The sequence below is a fragment of the Mameliella sp. AT18 genome (assembly GCF_028807275.1).
Lineage (GTDB): Bacteria > Pseudomonadota > Alphaproteobacteria > Rhodobacterales > Rhodobacteraceae > Antarctobacter > Antarctobacter albus.
This window is the reverse complement of record NZ_JARAMO010000256.1, coordinates 1-15,908: the sequence shown is the minus strand read 5'-3', so window position 1 is coordinate 15,908 and position 15,908 is coordinate 1. Positions and strand designations below refer to the sequence as shown.

Annotated in this window: 17 protein-coding genes; 15 read left to right on the top strand and 2 right to left on the bottom strand. The window is 64.6% G+C overall.

Annotation, left to right across the window (positions count from 1 at the left end; all coding sequences use genetic code 11):
• Window positions 1-223 precede the first annotated feature (223 nt).
• Entirely contained in the window at window positions 224-1,162 is a 939-nt protein-coding gene (locus PVW46_RS21825) for a tyrosine-type recombinase/integrase (RefSeq protein WP_274577610.1), read from the bottom strand.
• Window positions 1,163-1,510: 348 nt separating this feature from the next.
• Between PVW46_RS21825 and PVW46_RS21820 the strand changes: the two genes are divergently transcribed.
• From PVW46_RS21820 to PVW46_RS21750, 15 genes are all read left to right on the top strand, one after another.
• Window positions 1,511-2,440 (top strand): ArdC family protein, encoded by a 930-nt coding sequence (locus tag PVW46_RS21820; RefSeq protein WP_069211843.1) that lies wholly within the window; start codon window positions 1,511-1,513, stop codon window positions 2,438-2,440.
• A gap of 73 nt (window positions 2,441-2,513) precedes the next feature.
• Complete coding sequence (locus tag PVW46_RS21815) at window positions 2,514-2,903, top strand: DUF3768 domain-containing protein (protein WP_274577608.1); 390 nt, start codon at window positions 2,514-2,516, stop codon at window positions 2,901-2,903.
• Window positions 2,904-3,055: 152 nt separating this feature from the next.
• Window positions 3,056-5,029, top strand: coding sequence for a ParB/RepB/Spo0J family partition protein (locus PVW46_RS21810; RefSeq protein ID WP_274577606.1), 1,974 nt, complete (start codon window positions 3,056-3,058; stop codon window positions 5,027-5,029).
• Window positions 5,030-5,099: 70 nt separating this feature from the next.
• The gene (locus PVW46_RS21805; RefSeq protein WP_069211846.1) at window positions 5,100-5,693 is read left to right on the top strand and encodes a regulator; all 594 of its coding nucleotides are present in this window, start codon (window positions 5,100-5,102) and stop codon (window positions 5,691-5,693) included.
• A complete protein-coding gene (locus PVW46_RS21800; protein WP_274577603.1) occupies window positions 5,693-6,349 on the top strand; it encodes a DUF6927 domain-containing protein in 657 nt (218 codons plus the stop codon). The genes PVW46_RS21805 and PVW46_RS21800 overlap by 1 nt, the downstream gene beginning before the upstream one ends.
• 112 nt (window positions 6,350-6,461) lie before the next feature.
• Window positions 6,462-10,721 carry a strawberry notch-like NTP hydrolase domain-containing protein gene (locus PVW46_RS21795; RefSeq protein WP_274577600.1) on the top strand — a complete coding sequence of 1,420 codons (4,260 nt, stop codon included), beginning with the start codon at window positions 6,462-6,464 and terminating at the stop codon, window positions 10,719-10,721.
• Between the two features lie 123 nt (window positions 10,722-10,844).
• Window positions 10,845-11,231: a DUF6878 family protein gene (locus PVW46_RS21790; RefSeq protein ID WP_274577598.1), complete on the top strand. Its 387-nt coding sequence runs from the start codon at window positions 10,845-10,847 to the stop codon at window positions 11,229-11,231.
• Between the two features lies 1 nt (window position 11,232).
• A complete protein-coding gene (locus PVW46_RS21785; RefSeq protein WP_274577597.1) occupies window positions 11,233-11,673 on the top strand; it encodes a DUF6915 family protein in 441 nt (146 codons plus the stop codon).
• Window positions 11,670-11,951, top strand: a complete 282-nt coding sequence (locus PVW46_RS21780) for a DUF5983 family protein (RefSeq protein WP_222512730.1) — start codon at window positions 11,670-11,672, stop codon at window positions 11,949-11,951. The genes PVW46_RS21785 and PVW46_RS21780 overlap by 4 nt, the downstream gene beginning before the upstream one ends.
• An 81-nt stretch (window positions 11,952-12,032) precedes the next feature.
• Window positions 12,033-12,311, top strand: a complete 279-nt coding sequence (locus tag PVW46_RS21775; protein ID WP_274577595.1) for a hypothetical protein — start codon at window positions 12,033-12,035, stop codon at window positions 12,309-12,311.
• A 116-nt stretch (window positions 12,312-12,427) separates the two neighbouring features.
• Window positions 12,428-13,156, top strand: a complete 729-nt coding sequence (locus PVW46_RS21770) for a DUF736 family protein (protein WP_274577593.1) — start codon at window positions 12,428-12,430, stop codon at window positions 13,154-13,156.
• A gap of 217 nt (window positions 13,157-13,373) precedes the next feature.
• Entirely contained in the window at window positions 13,374-13,604 is a 231-nt protein-coding gene (locus tag PVW46_RS21765) for a hypothetical protein (RefSeq protein WP_274577592.1), read from the top strand.
• A 23-nt stretch (window positions 13,605-13,627) separates the two neighbouring features.
• Window positions 13,628-14,011 (top strand): hypothetical protein, encoded by a 384-nt coding sequence (locus tag PVW46_RS21760; RefSeq protein ID WP_274577590.1) that lies wholly within the window; start codon window positions 13,628-13,630, stop codon window positions 14,009-14,011.
• A complete protein-coding gene (locus PVW46_RS21755) occupies window positions 13,995-14,747 on the top strand; it encodes a phosphoadenosine phosphosulfate reductase domain-containing protein (RefSeq protein ID WP_274577589.1) in 753 nt (250 codons plus the stop codon). The genes PVW46_RS21760 and PVW46_RS21755 overlap by 17 nt, the downstream gene beginning before the upstream one ends.
• Window positions 14,744-15,250 carry a JAB domain-containing protein gene (locus tag PVW46_RS21750; protein WP_274577587.1) on the top strand — a complete coding sequence of 169 codons (507 nt, stop codon included), beginning with the start codon at window positions 14,744-14,746 and terminating at the stop codon, window positions 15,248-15,250. The genes PVW46_RS21755 and PVW46_RS21750 overlap by 4 nt, the downstream gene beginning before the upstream one ends.
• A 46-nt stretch (window positions 15,251-15,296) precedes the next feature.
• Here PVW46_RS21750 and PVW46_RS21745 read toward each other — a convergent pair whose 3' ends face one another.
• Complete coding sequence (locus PVW46_RS21745) at window positions 15,297-15,686, bottom strand: thermonuclease family protein (protein WP_274577586.1); 390 nt, start codon at window positions 15,684-15,686, stop codon at window positions 15,297-15,299.
• Window positions 15,687-15,908 lie beyond the last annotated feature (222 nt).

The window sequence follows — 15,908 nt, the reverse complement described above, 5'->3', positions numbered from 1 at the left end:
AACCAAATCAATGGGTCCTGACCCTAGGCGTTTACTGGCTCTGACCCTGGGTAACAGAATATCGCTTCCATCAGATTTTGCAGATCCGGATTTCTCCCCTGTGGAGGGTGGCGACCCATCAGAGCTTGAAAACACTCAGTCCGAAACGGACTACATTGAAGGTCTGCTTTGGTTTCCACAGACTGACCTACTCGCAATCGCAGCAAAAGTCGGGCTCCCGCCCTCAGTTTCTCAAGACGTCCAGAACATCCGCTCGCTCCAGCGCTCGTCGTAGCGCATGGTTCGAAACCCGCACATAGATCTCCGTCGTCCTGAGGCTGGCGTGTCCGAGCAAGGCCTGGACCATCCGGATGTCGATTCCCTCCTCGATCAGCAGCGTCGCCGCAGAGTGCCGGAACCGGTGCGGCGTCAGGTGCGGCTCGATGCCGAGGCGCCTGGACAACGCCCGCAGCCGTTTTCGGAACGTCGCCGAGCGGAGCCGGCGACCTTCCGTGTTCAGAAACAGGGGTGCTGCGACGGAGCCCTCCCTGCGTCGTACCTCGGAATGTCGCCTTACTTCCTCCTGTAACTCATGGTTCGGCACAAAGACGATCCGCTCCTTGTTGCCTTTGCCCCGGACGAGGATTTGGCTTCCGTCAAGCGCGACGTCGCGGACCTTTACATTGGTCAGCTCGCTGATCCGTAGCCCGGTCACGATCAGCAGCTTGATGATCAAGAGCGTGACGGCAATCTCAGAGGCCGGTGTTGCACCATGCTCGCCCGGCGTCGACCGCGGGGCGATTGGGCCGTCACCGGCTTGGAGCACCGCTCTGAGGGTGTCGCGATCGATCGGACGTGGCAGGCGTCGCGGGATCCTCACAGAGATGCGGACATCCGCGAACGGGGAGGGCAGGGCGCTGTTCCGATCTTCGCGCCAGGCGAAATACGACTTCAGGGTCACCAGACGCCGCTCGATGGTCGCCGGCTTGGCACCCAACGCGTCGCGCAGATGGCGGTGGTAGGCGAGGATGTCGTCTTTCGACAGCGGGTCGCTGAGACGGTGCGCTGCGGTGAACCGCGCGAAGGTGCGCAGGTCCTGGGTATAGGCCCGCAAAGTGTGGTGTCCGACGCCGCGCTCGTCGCGGCAGGTATTGATGAAGGCTCTGTGGTCGAGGCGAGGCATGCTGAACTCCATTGTTGGGGTTCAGCCAGTTCAGCACGGGCTGTTCAGTGCTCTGAGATGGCCCGACCAAGCGGTAACGATAATGGCCCCGCCTTATCGCGGCCGCTGCCTTAGATTCGTCTCCGGCGGGATTGCCAGACCCCCGCTGGAAGGAGTTCAGCAGGTCCTCCGTCGTTGTGACCTGAAAAGTTAAAGCGGGCTTTGGGTCCTGACGGATCCGGACAATGCGGAAAGGGGTCTGGCGGGGTTCCGGAAGGGGCCCGCCACCCGCCGCAAGACAGCTTCCCTTGAATGCTCTCCGGTCCGCGCACGGTTGCCGTGCGCTCCTTCTGACCTCGGAGACCACCCATGGCCAAAGCCAAGCCCAAATTCGACGCCGCCGCGTCGATTACGAACGAGCTCATCCGCATCATCGAACGCGGCGTCCTGCCGTGGCGCAAGCCCTGGACCGCGGGTGGTAGCTCCCGGCCTCTGCGCGTGAGCGGCGAGCCCTACCAGGGCGTCAACAACTTCCTGCTGACCATGCGGACGACGATGGCCGGCTACGGCTCGCCCTTCTGGATGACGATGCCACAGGCCAACGCTCTGGACGCCAGGATCCGCAAAGGCGAGAAATCCTCCCTGGTGGTCTATTACGGGCAGAGCCGGAAACAAGGAGAAGGCGGTGACGCGGCCGACGAGGGAGAGACCGACGACGCCCGCGTCTTCCGTTTCCAGAAATCCTACCGGGTCTTCAACGCCTGTCAGATCGAAGGGCTCCCGGACAGTTTCCATCCTGACCCCGAGCCCGTGCCGGATCATCCGGGAGCGGAGCCGATCCCGCATATGCAGGCCTTCTTCGAGGCCATCGACATCACCACGGTGTTCGCGGGTGACGAGGCCTATTACATGCCGGCCGTCGACAAGGTCTACATGCCGCCCATCTCACGGTTTCAGGATCCGCGAAACTTCTACGGCGTTTGGGCGCATGAATGTTCTCATGCGACCAAGGCGCCGCATCGCCTGAACCGCAACTATGGCCTGTCCCGGTTCGGAAATACGGCTTACGCACGCGAAGAAATCGTCGCTGAGATGACGTCGTGTTTCCTCGGCCAGCAACTGGGGTTCACGGCGCATACGCTCGAGATGAACGCGGCCTACCTCTACAACTGGCTCCGCGTCCTGCGCTCGGACACCAATGCGATCTTCAAACATGCGGCGGACGCACAGCGGGCCCGTGACTATCTGATTTCCCGGTCGGAGGCGGGCAGGGCGCGGGATGCCGATCGGGCCGCGTGAGGGGATGTCTAAGAGTAAAGGGAAAGAGGGCTTCGGGCCGGGTGGTTTCACCCCATCCGGAAAGGACAGACCCATGAGCAATCCAGAACCCGCCGAGCCGTCCCCGCCCGACGCCGCCGCGATCGCCGCGCAGAACGACGCCTTCCGCAGGCTTGCCTGTCTCGGCGTCGCGCCGGATCAACCGATCCAGGGGCGCATGCATGTCACCCGCTCCTTGATGGAGGCCGGAGACGGTTTCATGGCCGAGGCCGTGAAGGCGACGGGGGCGTTCGAGACCTTCGAGCCTGAGAACGATCCGGAGGGCTGGCACGATTTCGGGGCGGTTACGATCCGCGGCGAGACCGTGTTCTGGAAAATCGACATGTTCGAGGCTGACACGGACTTCCGCTACGGCGCCGAAACCCCCGACAATCCCAAGACCACGATGCGCGTGTTGACGATCATGATGGCCCGCGACTGGTAGGGTAGGGGACCTTCCCCGAAGAATGACATCGACAGGCCCGCTGACCCTTCGAAAGGGAATGCGGGCCTTTAGTCCTGTTGATCCCCGGATCCGGGGATCGGTCAGGCCGCCCGGGACGTCCGGGTGGCGCAGAACCCAGAGAAGGACATCTCATGACTCGAAGCTTCAAGCCCGTTTCCGTCGCCATCGGCGATCTCGTCGCACATCCGGCAAACGTGCGGACGAACTCCCCCGAAACCTACGTCTCCGAGAACATCGCGCATCTGAAGGCCAGCATCGCGGTTCTGGGCCTCCTGCAGCCGCTGCTGGTCCAGCAGATGGATGGCAAGTTCGGCGTTCTCGCCGGCGGCCGCCGTCATGCGGCGCTCCTGGAGCTTGTCGCGGACAAGACCGCCAAGGGGTTCACCAAGAGCACGAAGATCGACTGCCGCCTGGTCCCGGACGATTGCGACGTGACCACCGCGCTGTCGCTCGCCGAAAACATCACCCAAGCGCCGATGAACGCGATCGATGAGTTCGAGGCCTTCGCGCGGATGATGGAGGTCGACGGCCAGACACCCGAGACCATCGCCAGGACCTTCGGCACCACGGTGGCTGCCGTGAAAGGCCGGCTGCGCTATGGGCTCATCCACCCCGACATCCGCGCCGCGGCGCGGGCCAAATCGATCACACTTGATGTGATGAAGGCCTTCGCGGACCATCCGAGCCAGGAGGTGCAGCGCGAGGTCTTCGAGGCGCTCACCAAAGAGGACGGCTACCTGCAGGCCTATACCGTCCGCAATGCGCTGAAGTCCCGCGGCGTGCAGGTCAGCGACGATATCGGGGCCTTCGTGCGGAAAGACTACGAGGCGCGGGGAGGCGCTATCGCGGCCGATCTCCTGGACGAGCATTCCGTGCTCGAGGATTCCGCGCTGGTCGAAACGATCCTCCTCGAAAAACTCGCCGCTGCTGCCGAAGAAGCCCGCGCCGAGATCGGCTTTGCCTGGGCCGACGCGGTGGTCCAGTACGACTACGCCGCCATGGCGGACTACGGCCGGGTCTATCCCGGGCCGGTCGAGCCCGACGAGGCAGGCCAGAAGCGCCTGGATGAGATTACCGCCGAACTCGAGAAACTCGAGCGCGAGATGGAGAACGAAGACCTTGAAGATGAGGCGTACAATGCGCTGTACGAACGGGTGGATGCGTTGGAGGCCGAGGCACGGGATCTGCAGGAGGCCTACAGCGCAGAGGATCTTGCGCGCTCCGGCGTGATCGCCACCTGGTCAAACGGGCAGGTGACTTTGCATGTCGGTCTGGTGCGCCCCGAAGACAAGGCGGAGAGTTCCGGCAAGTCGTCCACCGTGCCGGGCGAGAAAGGTGCCGCGGACAGCGACGAAATCACCTATCCCGCCTCGCTGACCGAGGATCTCAAGACCGAGCGGGCGATGGCGCTTGGCGCTGCCATGGCGATGCACCCGGAGGCCACGCTCGACCTCACACTCTTCAAGCTGGTCACCGATGTGCTGGGCCACGGCATTGGCGTCACCCAGGCGATCAAGGTCGATGCGCGCCCGGAATATCGCAGCCACGCGAAAATGGACGAGATCGACGGCACGTCGCTCGAACAGGTGGCCGCAGCGCATGACGCGCTCGAGCTCTCCTGGGCGGATGACGCGAAATCGCCCGCCGATCAGTTCGCCCTGTTCCGGGCGCTCGATGCGGGCGAGAAGGCCAAACTCGTGGCCTATGCCACGGCGGCGACGACGCAGCCCTGCTTCGCGCGGGACCGGCAGCGCGACAGCTTGATGCACGATTTCGAGGTCGAGGTCATGCCGGACATCCGGGTGCACTGGACGCCGAACGCGGCGCTCTTCAACCGCTTCAAGAAGGCCTGGCTTCTGAAGATCCTCGGCGAGGAACTGGGGCTCGCACAGGAGGCGGTGACATTGGCTTCCTCCACCAAGAAGGAGGTTGTCGCCTTCTGCGACAAGCTCTTCGCCGAACCCTTCGCCACCTTGACGGATGCGCAGCGCGCGGCGGTCGCAGCCTGGTGCCCGCCGATGATGCAGACGGCGGGTGTCGGGCCGGTCGAAGCCCCCGAAGCCGCGACGCCCGACGACGAAACCGAGGTCGCGGAAGCGGCCTGACCCTACATGCGACCCGCACCGCATGTCCGGCGCGGGTCGCACCCCTCCCTCCAACCCACAGGTAAATCCCATGGCACTTCTCAGCTTTTCCGCCGCGAGCGTCGCGGCGCAGATCGCGCATGCGCGCGGCTGCTCCACCTTCCTGCCGAATTGGAATGGCCCGGTCGGTAAACCTGACCTAATCCTGATCGTCGGCAATGGCGTCCATCTGCGTTCCAACGGGATCGACGGTACGACCACACGGATCGTCACCACCGAACGCGCCGATCCGTCATTCGCCTTCGCCGAAGGCATCAACCCGTTCCGCGATCCGGACTGGATGGCCGAACGACAAGCAGCCTTCCGCGATCTGACGGGCCAGTTCTACACCGACATTCTCGATGATGTGCAGATGCTCATCGATCGTGGCCATGGCACCATCCGGCTGGCGACCGACGGCCATACGATCCGGGTCTTTGCGCGCCGCGCTGCCGACTACCTGATCGGCGGCACCTATGATGTTCCCTCCGGTCTCGGCGGCAGGTTCCGGGTGATCCTCAGGGATGCCACGGACACCCATGCGATCGTGCAGAACTGCGGCAATTGCGAGGATTTCGACGAGATGCTGCCCTACCGGGTGTCGCTCGATGCGCTGATCGAGATCGATGACCGGAGGGTGGCATAGTGGGCTGGCTTTTCTACACCGACCGTCGGGTCAATACCTACGCCGACGAAAAGGCTGAAATCGCCCGGCTCTGCACCTTCGAGACGGATATGCGCAAGACGGTGCTGCTCAAGGCCTGCAAACTCGGCTCGACCTGGTACGCCGCCGCGAAAGTCACAAATGTCGACGGCGCGCCGGTCGAGGATGCGACCTACGTGACCGATGCCGACGGGTCGATCACCTTTGGCGCCGTGTTTCTGACCCGCTATGACGAGGGCTGCTGGGGATACAAGGACATGGAGGAGAGCGCCGGGCCCGTGGAGTCGCGCGCGCCGCTCAGCCTTCTGGCGTTGCTCTCCGAACTGAAGGATCCCGACAGCTATGCCCATGCCTGGCGTCAGCGCTGCCGCGACTGGGCGGCGATCCCGGACTACGACGAGGGTGACAAGATCAAACTGGCCGCACCGGTCACGCTGAGCGATGGCAGCACCTGCCAGATCGTGACCGCCACCCATTACCGGCGCGGAGGGCAAAAGCGTCGCTGCTACCGCATCGAGGAGACAGGCGGCCTCGTGCGTCTGTCGAAAGCCTCGCTCGCCGGGTCCGAGCTCCTCGGCTCGGCGAAGAGTGTGGCGAGTCCGGTTCTGGCCGAGTTTTTCGCCGGGAACGGTTCCTGACCGCCGGCAACATCGCTATCTGTTCAGCCCTGAGCCGCCTCCGCGCGTTTTAAAGCGCAGAGGCGGCTTTCTGTCCTGTCGGACCCACAACCTGACTCAAAGGACAGACGATATGGACAACCGAAGCCCGGCACTCGCACGCGATTTCCCATCGAAACCTCACCTTCTGCAGGCCATTCGCCTGATCGGCAGCGAGATTGAGAATCAACCGCTCAAGAGCTCATCGCTCGCTCGGATCATGCGCGAGACCTTCGGCGGTAGCGATGCCGGCGGCGCGTGGTCGTGGCGCATGGCCTATGACCTGATGCAGGCCGCCACGGTGACGACGATCATGCGGGACAGCGGTTCGGACGTGCTTGCGGCGGCCAGATTGCTCGCCTCACGGCTCCTGACGGAGACCCGGCGCTCCGAGCAACAGATTCGCCTGCAACAGTTCTCGACGCCGCTGCCCTTTGCGGCACTGGTAATACGCGCAGCCGCCATTCGCCCCGGCGAAACTGTCCTCGAGCCCTCGGCCGGGACCGGCGCGCTGGCTGGTTTTGCAATTTGCGCGGGTGGCAAACCGATGCTGAACGAGATCGATCCCTTCCGTCGGGCGCTTCTCGAGGCTACCTTTGACACGCAGGTGACCGGCTTCGACGCCGAACATATTGATGATCTCCTGACGGTGCCCGACCTTCCCGGCGTCATCGTGATGAATCCGCCCTTCGCCTCCTCGGTGGATCGGTCACGCGACAAGCACATCGCAGCGAAACACCTGATCGGCGCTGCCAAACGGCTGGCACCCGGCGGACGTCTCGCGGCGATCATGCCGATGGGCTTCACGCCGGAACGAGACGCGGCCCATTGGGCACGGGCCTCGGCCATCGCAAAGCCGCGCCTTGCGCTCACTATCCCGGGCCATGTGTACCGCAAGCTTGGCACCACCGTCGAAACCCAGCTCATGGTGTTCGACAAGGTGCAGGAGGAGGTCGAGATCGTTCGCGCGGTTGTCGATGACCTGGAGGCGGCACGGCAAATCGTCGATGATATCGCCGCGTCTCGACCGGTCGCCCCGCTTGTCCAGGCCAGTGCGCAGGCACGGCGTGGGTCGCGTCGGGTCGGTGTCCCTATTGCGCGCAAGCGCCCGGTCGCTGCAACCTCTTCCGCCAAATCGACACCCCACGCCGCCGTGCCGTTCGCCTTCACCAGTCTCGACACGCCCCGCGAGAACACCCCGGTCTCCGACATCTACGCCCGCTATCGCCCGCAGCGGATCGAGATCGCGGGCGCGCGGGAACATCCCACGCCGCTCGTCGAGAGCATCGCCATGGCCTCGGTCGCCCCTCCGGCACCGTCGCGCGAGGCCGCCGCGGACCTGCGCCTGCCCGGTCGCCTGATCGAGGGCGGCCATCTCTCGGAGGCACAGCTCGAGACGATCCTGATGGCGAACGATGCCCACGCGCGCGACCTGCCGGGCCGGTTCACGATCGACGAGGACCAGACCCGGATGACCCGCGCCGACGACGATCCGAAGGCGCAGGCCTATCGCCTGGGATATTTCCTCGGCGATGGCACCGGCTGCGGCAAGGGCCGGGAATGCGCCGGGCTCATCCTGGTGAACTGGCTTGCGGGCCGTCGCAAGGCGGTCTGGATTTCCAAATCGGCCACGCTCATCGAAGACGCCATCCGCGACTGGACCGACCTCGGTGGCTCGCCCGCCGACATCCAGCCGCTCTCCAAATGGAAGCCCGACCGGGCGATCCCGATGGGCGACGGTATCCTCTTCGTCACTTACGCGACGCTTCGGTCCGCCGGCAAATGCGGGACGACGCGCCTTGGCCAGGTTCTCGACTGGATGGGCGAGGCGTTCGACGGCGTGCTGGCCTTCGACGAGGCCCATGCGATGCAGAACGCCGCCGGCTCCGACGAGGGCAGGGGGGTCAAGCCCTCCCAGCAGGGTCTCGCCGGGCTGCGCCTGCAGCTCGCCGCGCCCCGGGCGCGGGTCTTCTATGTCTCGGCGACCGGCGCCACCAGCGTGCACAACCTCGCTTACGCCTCTCGCCTCGGGCTCTGGGGCCAGGGGCCGGAATATCCGTTCCCGAGCCGGGAGAGTTTCGTCTCCGCCATGGAGGCCGGTGGGGTGGCGGCGATGGAAGTCGTAGCCCGCGACCTGAAAACGCTCGGTTTCTACACGGCGCGGGCGCTCAGCTTCGATGGTGTGGAATATGATGTCCTCGAACACGCGCTGACCCCGGCCCAGATCGAGATCTACGACGCATTCGCATCGGCGTTTCGAACGATCCACTTGAACTTGGAAGCTGCGCTGACCGCGACAGGGGTCAACGATGCCTCCGGTCAGACCAACGCCTCCGCCGCCAAGGCTGCGGCCAAATCTCGCTTCGAGAGCACCAAGCAGCGCTTCTTCAATCACCTGCTTCTGGGGATGAAAGCGCCGACGGTCATGCGCGCCATCGAAGAGGATCTGAAGGACGGATTTGCCTGCGTCATCCAGGTGGTCTCCACCGGCGAAAGCCTCCTGAAACGGCGTCTCGGAGCGATGGACGCCGAAGACGAGCTGACGCAGGGAGCCTTGACGCCCCGCGACTATGTCCTGACCTACCTCGAACAGGCCTTCCCGATCTACGCCCAGAAACTCGTGGAGATCGACGGCAATGTCGTCGCCGAACCGCTCCGCGACGCGAACGGCAAATTGGTGGTGTCGCGCGAGGCCGAGGCCTTGCGCGATGCGGCGACGATGGAATTGATGGCGCTTGCGCCGATCCCCTCGGCGCTCGATCAGATTCTCTGGGCCTTTGGCGACGAGGCTGTGGCCGAGGTGACGGGGCGAGGGGTCCGCCCGCTCAAAGGGCCGGACGGAGCGCTCTTCATCGAGAAGCGATCCGCCAGCAGCAATTCATCCGAAACGTTGGCTTTCATGCAAGGCATGAAAGATGTGCTGATCTTCTCCGATGCGGGCGGGACGGGACGCTCCTATCACGCCGCGCAGACCGCGAAAAACCAGAAGCGGCGGCGACACTATCTGCTGGAGCCGGGCTGGCGGGCGGATGCCGCGATCCAGGGGCTTGGCCGCACGCATCGTTCGGCTCAAGTGTCAGCGCCGTTCTTCCGCGTCTGCACCTCGGATGTGCATGGCGAGAAGCGCTTCACCTCGACGATCGCCCGGCGGCTCGATCAGCTGGGGGCTCTCACCAAGGGCCAGCGGGAGACCGGCTCGCAAGGCATGTTCCGCGAGGAGGGCAATCTTGAAAGCCCGATCGCGCGGGCCGCGCTCCGAGGCTACTATGCCGATCTCGCCGCCGGGCGTGCCTCGGCCATGAGCTATGAGCGCTTCACGGACTGGACCGCGCTCCGGCTGATCGACCAGGACGGCGTGCTCCTCGAAGAGCTGCCGCCGATCCAGCGCTTCCTGAACCGGGTCCTGGCGCTGCCGATCCACATGCAGAACGCGCTCTTTGCCGAGTTCATGGGACGGATCGCCGATCAGACCGAGCGCGCCCGCGCCGCGGGCACGCTCGATGTCGGCGTCGAGACCCTGCGCGGCGAGAGGATCGAACAGGTCTCGGCGGAGGACCTCTGGACCTGCCCGCGCTCCGGGGCCGTGACACGCATCATCGGGCTCGAAGTGACGGACCCTGTGCATGTCCTCTCCGCCGAAGAGGCGCGCGAGCGGAACCCGGACAAGCTGCCGATGATTAACCGGGCGTCAGGCCGCGTGGCGCTGATCTCGTCGCGTCCGATGCAGATGTATGACGAGGAGATCGTCACGCTGATGCGCAAGGTCACGCGGCCGAGCGGGTCCTCCTATGTCGAGGAGACGAAGTTCGGAAACTCTGCCTGGGAAAAGATCAAACCTGCCGAGTTTCGCCGCCTCTGGCACGAGGAGGCCGACAGCCTGCCGAAGGTGACCACGACCAAGCTCTATCTGCTGACCGGGCTCCTGCTGCCGATCTGGAAGGACATCCCCTCGGGCAACGAACGCATCTACCGCGTCACGCCGGAGGGGCAGGCAAGCATGATCGGCCGGACCGTCAGCGAGGATGGCGCCGCCGCGCTCAGAGCCCGATTCATGGTGGGCACCCCGACAACCCCGCAGGAGATGCTGACGGCGGCGCTTGGGTCCACCGCGCCGGTCGATCTGGGCCGGGGTCTCACGCTCACCCGCCGCCGGGTCGCCGGTGCGATGCGCCTCGAGATCGACGGTGCCGACCGGGGCACGATCGACGGGCTGAAGGCCTTGGGGTGTTTCACCGAGATCATCGCCTTCCAGCTGCGGGTCTTCGTGCCGCACGGGGATGGCGTCGATACCGGCGCCATCCTGGCCCGGATCGTAGGGGATGGGGTTCAGAAGGCGGCAGATCGCGCGGCCTGAAAGGAAAAGTAGGCCTCGGATCGGGGGAACGTGAAGGGGTTTAGCCCGTCCGCGTTCCGGCGCCGTGGCGGGTCTCCGGACTCCCCGGCGTTTCCCCCAAACTCAGGCACAAGAACGAGACCCATGACCGATCTCCAGATCAACTTCGCCGAGACGATGGCAAAATGGCAGGCCGAACGCGAAGCCGCCAACAAGGCCGCCAGGGGCGAGCTGCTCCCGCAACTGCGCGCCCTTGGCATCACTGAAATCGTCGCCGAATACGAAGGCTATGGCGATTCCGGCAATATCGAAGACGTGACGGTGCAGCCGGCGGGCATTGCGCTGCCGGACGACCTTGTCACAAAAGTCGGGGATTTCGCCTGGGCCGTCGCCTATCACCAGCATCCGGGTTTCGAGAACAACGAGGGCGGCTATGGCACCCTGACCTGGGATATCGCCGCCGACAGCATCACCCTCGATCATGCCGACCGCTACGTTGAATGCTCCCACAGTTTCGATAAGGGGCTGTGACATGGCCCATCCCCTCCATCATGCCGCAAGCTCGGCCCGCAAGTACGGCGGAACGCCATCCGACTATCAGGCCGTTCACGACTGGTTCGATGCCTCCAAGGAGCATCTGGCCATCTTCACCCACCGTGCTCTGCGCCATCACACGCAAGGCATCTTCGAGGCCGAACGTGTCTTCGGGCTCTCCCTCACCAACGGGGTGGGGCGCGAGATTCCCATCCGCTGGATCGGCGAACAGCATGTCCGGGAGGACTGCCAGGGCCGCATCCCGAGCCTCGCCGACTGGTTCGGGCGGATTCCGCCGGAACCCTGGATGGCTAATGGGCATATCGACAGGCAGGCACAAGAGCCCGTCGGCGATCCGCGCACGGAATGGCTGGGCGAGGTGGCCACCGGCAAAACGATCCTCGGCCTCAAGGACTGGATGAAGGCAAGGGGATCATGATGCGAAACGTTCGCAGGTTCTACGATTGCAGCACCGCACATCTGCCCGCGCAAACCGCCCAGGCCATTGACAGCGGGCGCTTCGCCAAATCGCCGGTCATGCAGAACGAATTTGGCTGGCTGTTCTCCGTCCCGGAAACCCTCGCCGACTTGCCGGAAGGCGTCGGCTGCGAAGCCTTCAAGACGGTCATGGCCTTGGCGATGGATGCGGGCTGCGACTACGTCCTCTTCGATCGGGATGTCCCACCCGTCCCCTATCTCGAGGTCTTCGACTGGTAAGTCGAATGCGGGTGTGCAGAGGCCCGATCTGCGGATCGGGCCTCCCGTGTTTCTGTCGCCAACACTGAAATGGAGAACCAGATGAACATTGCGGAGATCAGGGCCGCCGTGGATGCTGGCAAATCCGTCCACTGGGCGAATGAGGGATATCGGGTGCATCGGGACGGTCTCGGCCAGTACCTCATCACCTTTGTGCGGAACGGCAGCACCATCGGTCTGACCGATCGGAGCGGCCGACGGCTGAACGGGGCCGAGGCCGATTTCTTCATATCTGAGCCGCGCCAGGATGCCGCGGCAAAGCAGGGGAGGGACGCGCACGTGGCGACGTGGGACTCCCGCTCGGACGCCGGGCCGGGCTGACGGGCAGGAGAGAAAGGAGAGAAGGCTTTCGGTTTTGCGATCCCATGAGGGGTCGAAAAGCAATCCCGCGTGCTCTGGCCAAGTGTCGGGCAGCGGCAAACCCAAGGAGAAGACCCATGTTCGCAGGAACCCTGACCAGGAACGCCGAGACCGCAGCCACCGTCTATTCCGGCATGATCCATTCGACCCGGTTCGATATCGCCATCCAGCTCGAAACCCGGACGAAGATGTCCGAGCGGAGCCCGGATTTCGATGTGACCGCGGTGAACAAGTCCGGCCGCAAGGTGCGCATCGGCACGGCTTGGAACGAGACCGGCAATACCACAGGCAATCCCTACATCTCGATGCAGATCGATGTCGGCCTCGGCCCCTTCCGCGTCAACGCCGTGCAGACCAAGGAAGCACGCGAGGCAGAGACCCACGAATTCGAGATCATCCCGCTGGTTTCGAACGGCACCATGAAGTCGGGCTCGATCTCGGGCGAACTGACCGCGATGGATGCCGACAACGCCTTCGCCGGTTACATCGCCAACATGATGTTCGACCTCGACTTCATGCTCATCGAGAACGCGTTCAAGACCGAAGAGACCCACCCCGACTACCGGATCGAGGTCTCCTCGCCGCGCGGCCACCCGATCCGCGTCGGCTCTGCCTGGATGGCGAAAAGCAACCGCACCGGGAACGACTATGTCTCGCTCCTCATCAACACGCCCGATGGCGATCTGCGGGTGAACGCCGTGCAGAACGAGGAGCAGCGGGGCGGCCAGACCTTCTCGATCATTCCCTTCGTCGAGAGCGGCGGCCAGGACCGCGCTGAAAACGCGGGGCTTGCCCTGGTCGGCTGACAGGCAGCGACCCCTACAGAACTGGCGTCCCGGGCAACCGGGGCGCCTCCCACCCGTGCAGGCCTGCTCCTCCTCCCAAAACAGGCCTGACGGGGCGGTTCCGATCCTGTCTCCGACCGGCCTGCGCTTGTTGTCCCCAAGAGGCAGGTCCCGTGAGGGGAGCCGCAGTGACGCGGCTCCCCTCTTTTCGTTTCACCCCGACAGAAGGACGACAGCAATGTTCAATCTCACCCATCCCAAGCTGGTCACGCTCGCCGAGACCGAAGGTTACGCAGAGGTCGCGGACTTCCTGGAAGACTATGCGCTCGACAGCGTCGTGCCCGCGATCTGCATGGCGCCCGATCGCGACCACACCGCCGATCTCGAACCGGACCAGCGCGCCGGCTTCTGCGAGGCCTGCGGCCGCCCCACCATGAAATCCGGCCTCGTCATCGCCGGCATGATCTGAGCGGCAAGGATCGAGGGCTTCCCATGACACATGATAGATACACCACGCCGGGCACGCGGCTTACCTGGTCCGACGTCTCAGAATGGGTCGATGCCGCCCATCGGATCGGCAGTCGCCAGCTGAGTGCGGCGCGCAACCGGGCTTACGCCGCCCATGCGGCGGCTCTGCCGCGCGAACTCATCGACCGCGCGACGCATGTCCCATCGCTCGAGACGGCGCTGCACCTTCTCAAATACGGACATCCCAGCCTCGGCCGGCCGCAGAGAGGCCATCGGGCCAATCACCCGACCACGTCGGTCATCATGGATCTGATGAACCGTCTCGCCGTCCTGAAACGCCAGGACCAGATGCCCGCCGGGGACAATTGGACCGCCATGTTCGGAGGTTCCGATGCGTATTCCGGCTGACATCAACGACATGATCGAGCGCGGCGCCCTCGTGGCGATCAACCATTCCGGCGGCAAGGACAGCCAGGCCATGACGATCAGGCTGGTCGAGGCCGGCATCCCGCGTGACCAGTTGCTCATCGTCCACGCCACTCTCGGCGACGTAGAATGGCCCGGGACCATCAGCCATATCCGGAAGACCACGTTCGGCCTGCCGCTGGTGATCGCACGACCGCGCCGGTCGTTCTTCGAGATGGTCCGGGCCCGGGGCATGTTCCCATCCCCGCGATACCGCCAATGCACGTCCGACCAGAAGCGCGGTCCGATCGAGCGCGAGCTGCGCCGCCATCTCGCGGCCAACCCCCGCTTCGCCGGGCAGATCGTCAGTGCGATGGGGATGCGCGCCGAGGAAAGCGCCGCACGCCGGAGCCGTCCTGTCGTCAGCTTGAACGCCCGCAACAGTGTGGCGGGACGGACCTGGATCGACTGGCTGCCAATCCATGGCCTGACCCGGCGGGAGGTGTTCGACACCAACGCCGCCGCGGGGCAGGAGCCGCATTGGGCCTATGGCCGCGGCATGTCGCGGCTGTCCTGCAGCTTCTGCATCATGTCCTCGCTTGCCGATCTTCAATGCGCCGCACGGCTGCGACCGGACCTTCTCGCCACCTATATGGCTCTCGAAGACGAGATCGGCCACACCCTGCGTCCCGATGGGACGAGTCTCCGCGAAACCCTCAGCCGATTGGACGCGGCATGACCCATCAAGATCCCAAAGAGATCACCGAGCGGCCATCGTCCGGCTTTTCCGAGGCCGAGATTGCCACCATCGACGCCGCGCGAGAAATCCTGCGCCGGCATGCCCGGTCGACCGCAGCCTTGCAGTCCTGGGGCATGCTGACCGACTACCTGGCGCTCAACGCCGTTCGCGAACGGGTCGAAGTGTTTCGGGTGCTGCTGCTGGACCGGAAGAACAGGCTGATCCGCGACAGGATCATGACCCGGGGCAGCATCGATCACGTCCCGGTCTATGTCAGCGAGGTGCTCCGCTCGGCTCTGGTTCTTGACGCCTCCGCCATCATCATGTGCCACAACCACCCCTCGGGCGATCCTGAGCCGAGCCAGGCGGACATCGATCTGACCCGAAAGATCGTCGAGGCCTGCAAGGTGATGGAGATCGTTGTCCACGATCACATCATTGTCGGTTTCGGGCGGGAGAAGAACGCGTTCAGCATGCGGGCGGCGGGAATGCTGTCGGACTAGGTTGGCACAACGGAACGCCACACAGCGCCCCCTGCCAGTCGTATCGCTAGCAGTAGATCGCCCGCCTGATCCGCGACCGCGCCGCCGGCGTCTCCAGATGGGCATACCGACCTCCGGAATATCTCCGACAGTCGAGCGCGTGACCGGCCGCGATCAGCGCGGCGCCGATGTCCTCGCCATCGGCGTAACAAATGCCCACCCATCGGTCATGGGTCCGCTCGCCGTTGAGCTCGCATTCTATCGAACGGCCACCGAGGTAGTTCACCATCCAGCGCCTGGCGTCCCGGCCCGCCCGCGTTCCGAGTTCGGGTGCATCGACCCCGTTCAGGCGCACAGGTGTTCCAGAGACCACGATGGTGTCGGCGTCCCGGATCTGCACCTGCGCGATGGCCGGTGATGTCAGCAGGACAACGGCGATCGGGATCAGATATTTCAACCTCTGCCTCCTCTGCAGGTGGGTCCACATTCTTCCGGGCGTATCACTCTCAGGCCCTTATCGCATCAATTGGCCCGAAGCGCCCACTGCCTTACGGCCTCCCCTGCTCGGCTTCGCGTGTCGCAGGCGAGAACGGCCCTGCGGCCCGTCGCGCATTCGGCCATGCGGCCTCACCGCGGCGTTGCGCCCGGCATCCCGGTTTGCCCGTCTCGCGAGCACGTC

Bases quoted from the DNA above. Each gene is read 5' to 3' on its own strand.
- PVW46_RS21760 (WP_274577590.1), top strand. From the start codon at position 13,628: ATGACACATGATAGATACACCACGCCGGGCACGCGGCTTACCTGGTCC.
- PVW46_RS21775 (WP_274577595.1), top strand. From the start codon at position 12,033: ATGAACATTGCGGAGATCAGGGCCGCCGTGGATGCTGGCAAATCCGTC.
- PVW46_RS21815 (WP_274577608.1), top strand. From the start codon at position 2,514: ATGAGCAATCCAGAACCCGCCGAGCCGTCCCCGCCCGACGCCGCCGCG.
- PVW46_RS21755 (WP_274577589.1), top strand. From the start codon at position 13,995: ATGCGTATTCCGGCTGACATCAACGACATGATCGAGCGCGGCGCCCTC.
- PVW46_RS21795 (WP_274577600.1), top strand. From the start codon at position 6,462: ATGGACAACCGAAGCCCGGCACTCGCACGCGATTTCCCATCGAAACCT.
- PVW46_RS21785 (WP_274577597.1), top strand. From the start codon at position 11,233: ATGGCCCATCCCCTCCATCATGCCGCAAGCTCGGCCCGCAAGTACGGC.
- PVW46_RS21805 (WP_069211846.1), top strand. From the start codon at position 5,100: ATGGCACTTCTCAGCTTTTCCGCCGCGAGCGTCGCGGCGCAGATCGCG.
- PVW46_RS21765 (WP_274577592.1), top strand. From the start codon at position 13,374: ATGTTCAATCTCACCCATCCCAAGCTGGTCACGCTCGCCGAGACCGAA.
- PVW46_RS21750 (WP_274577587.1), top strand. From the start codon at position 14,744: ATGACCCATCAAGATCCCAAAGAGATCACCGAGCGGCCATCGTCCGGC.
- PVW46_RS21770 (WP_274577593.1), top strand. From the start codon at position 12,428: ATGTTCGCAGGAACCCTGACCAGGAACGCCGAGACCGCAGCCACCGTC.
- PVW46_RS21820 (WP_069211843.1), top strand. From the start codon at position 1,511: ATGGCCAAAGCCAAGCCCAAATTCGACGCCGCCGCGTCGATTACGAAC.
- PVW46_RS21810 (WP_274577606.1), top strand. From the start codon at position 3,056: ATGACTCGAAGCTTCAAGCCCGTTTCCGTCGCCATCGGCGATCTCGTC.
- PVW46_RS21780 (WP_222512730.1), top strand. From the start codon at position 11,670: ATGATGCGAAACGTTCGCAGGTTCTACGATTGCAGCACCGCACATCTG.
- PVW46_RS21790 (WP_274577598.1), top strand. From the start codon at position 10,845: ATGACCGATCTCCAGATCAACTTCGCCGAGACGATGGCAAAATGGCAG.
- PVW46_RS21825 (WP_274577610.1), bottom strand. From the start codon at position 1,162: ATGCCTCGCCTCGACCACAGAGCCTTCATCAATACCTGCCGCGACGAG.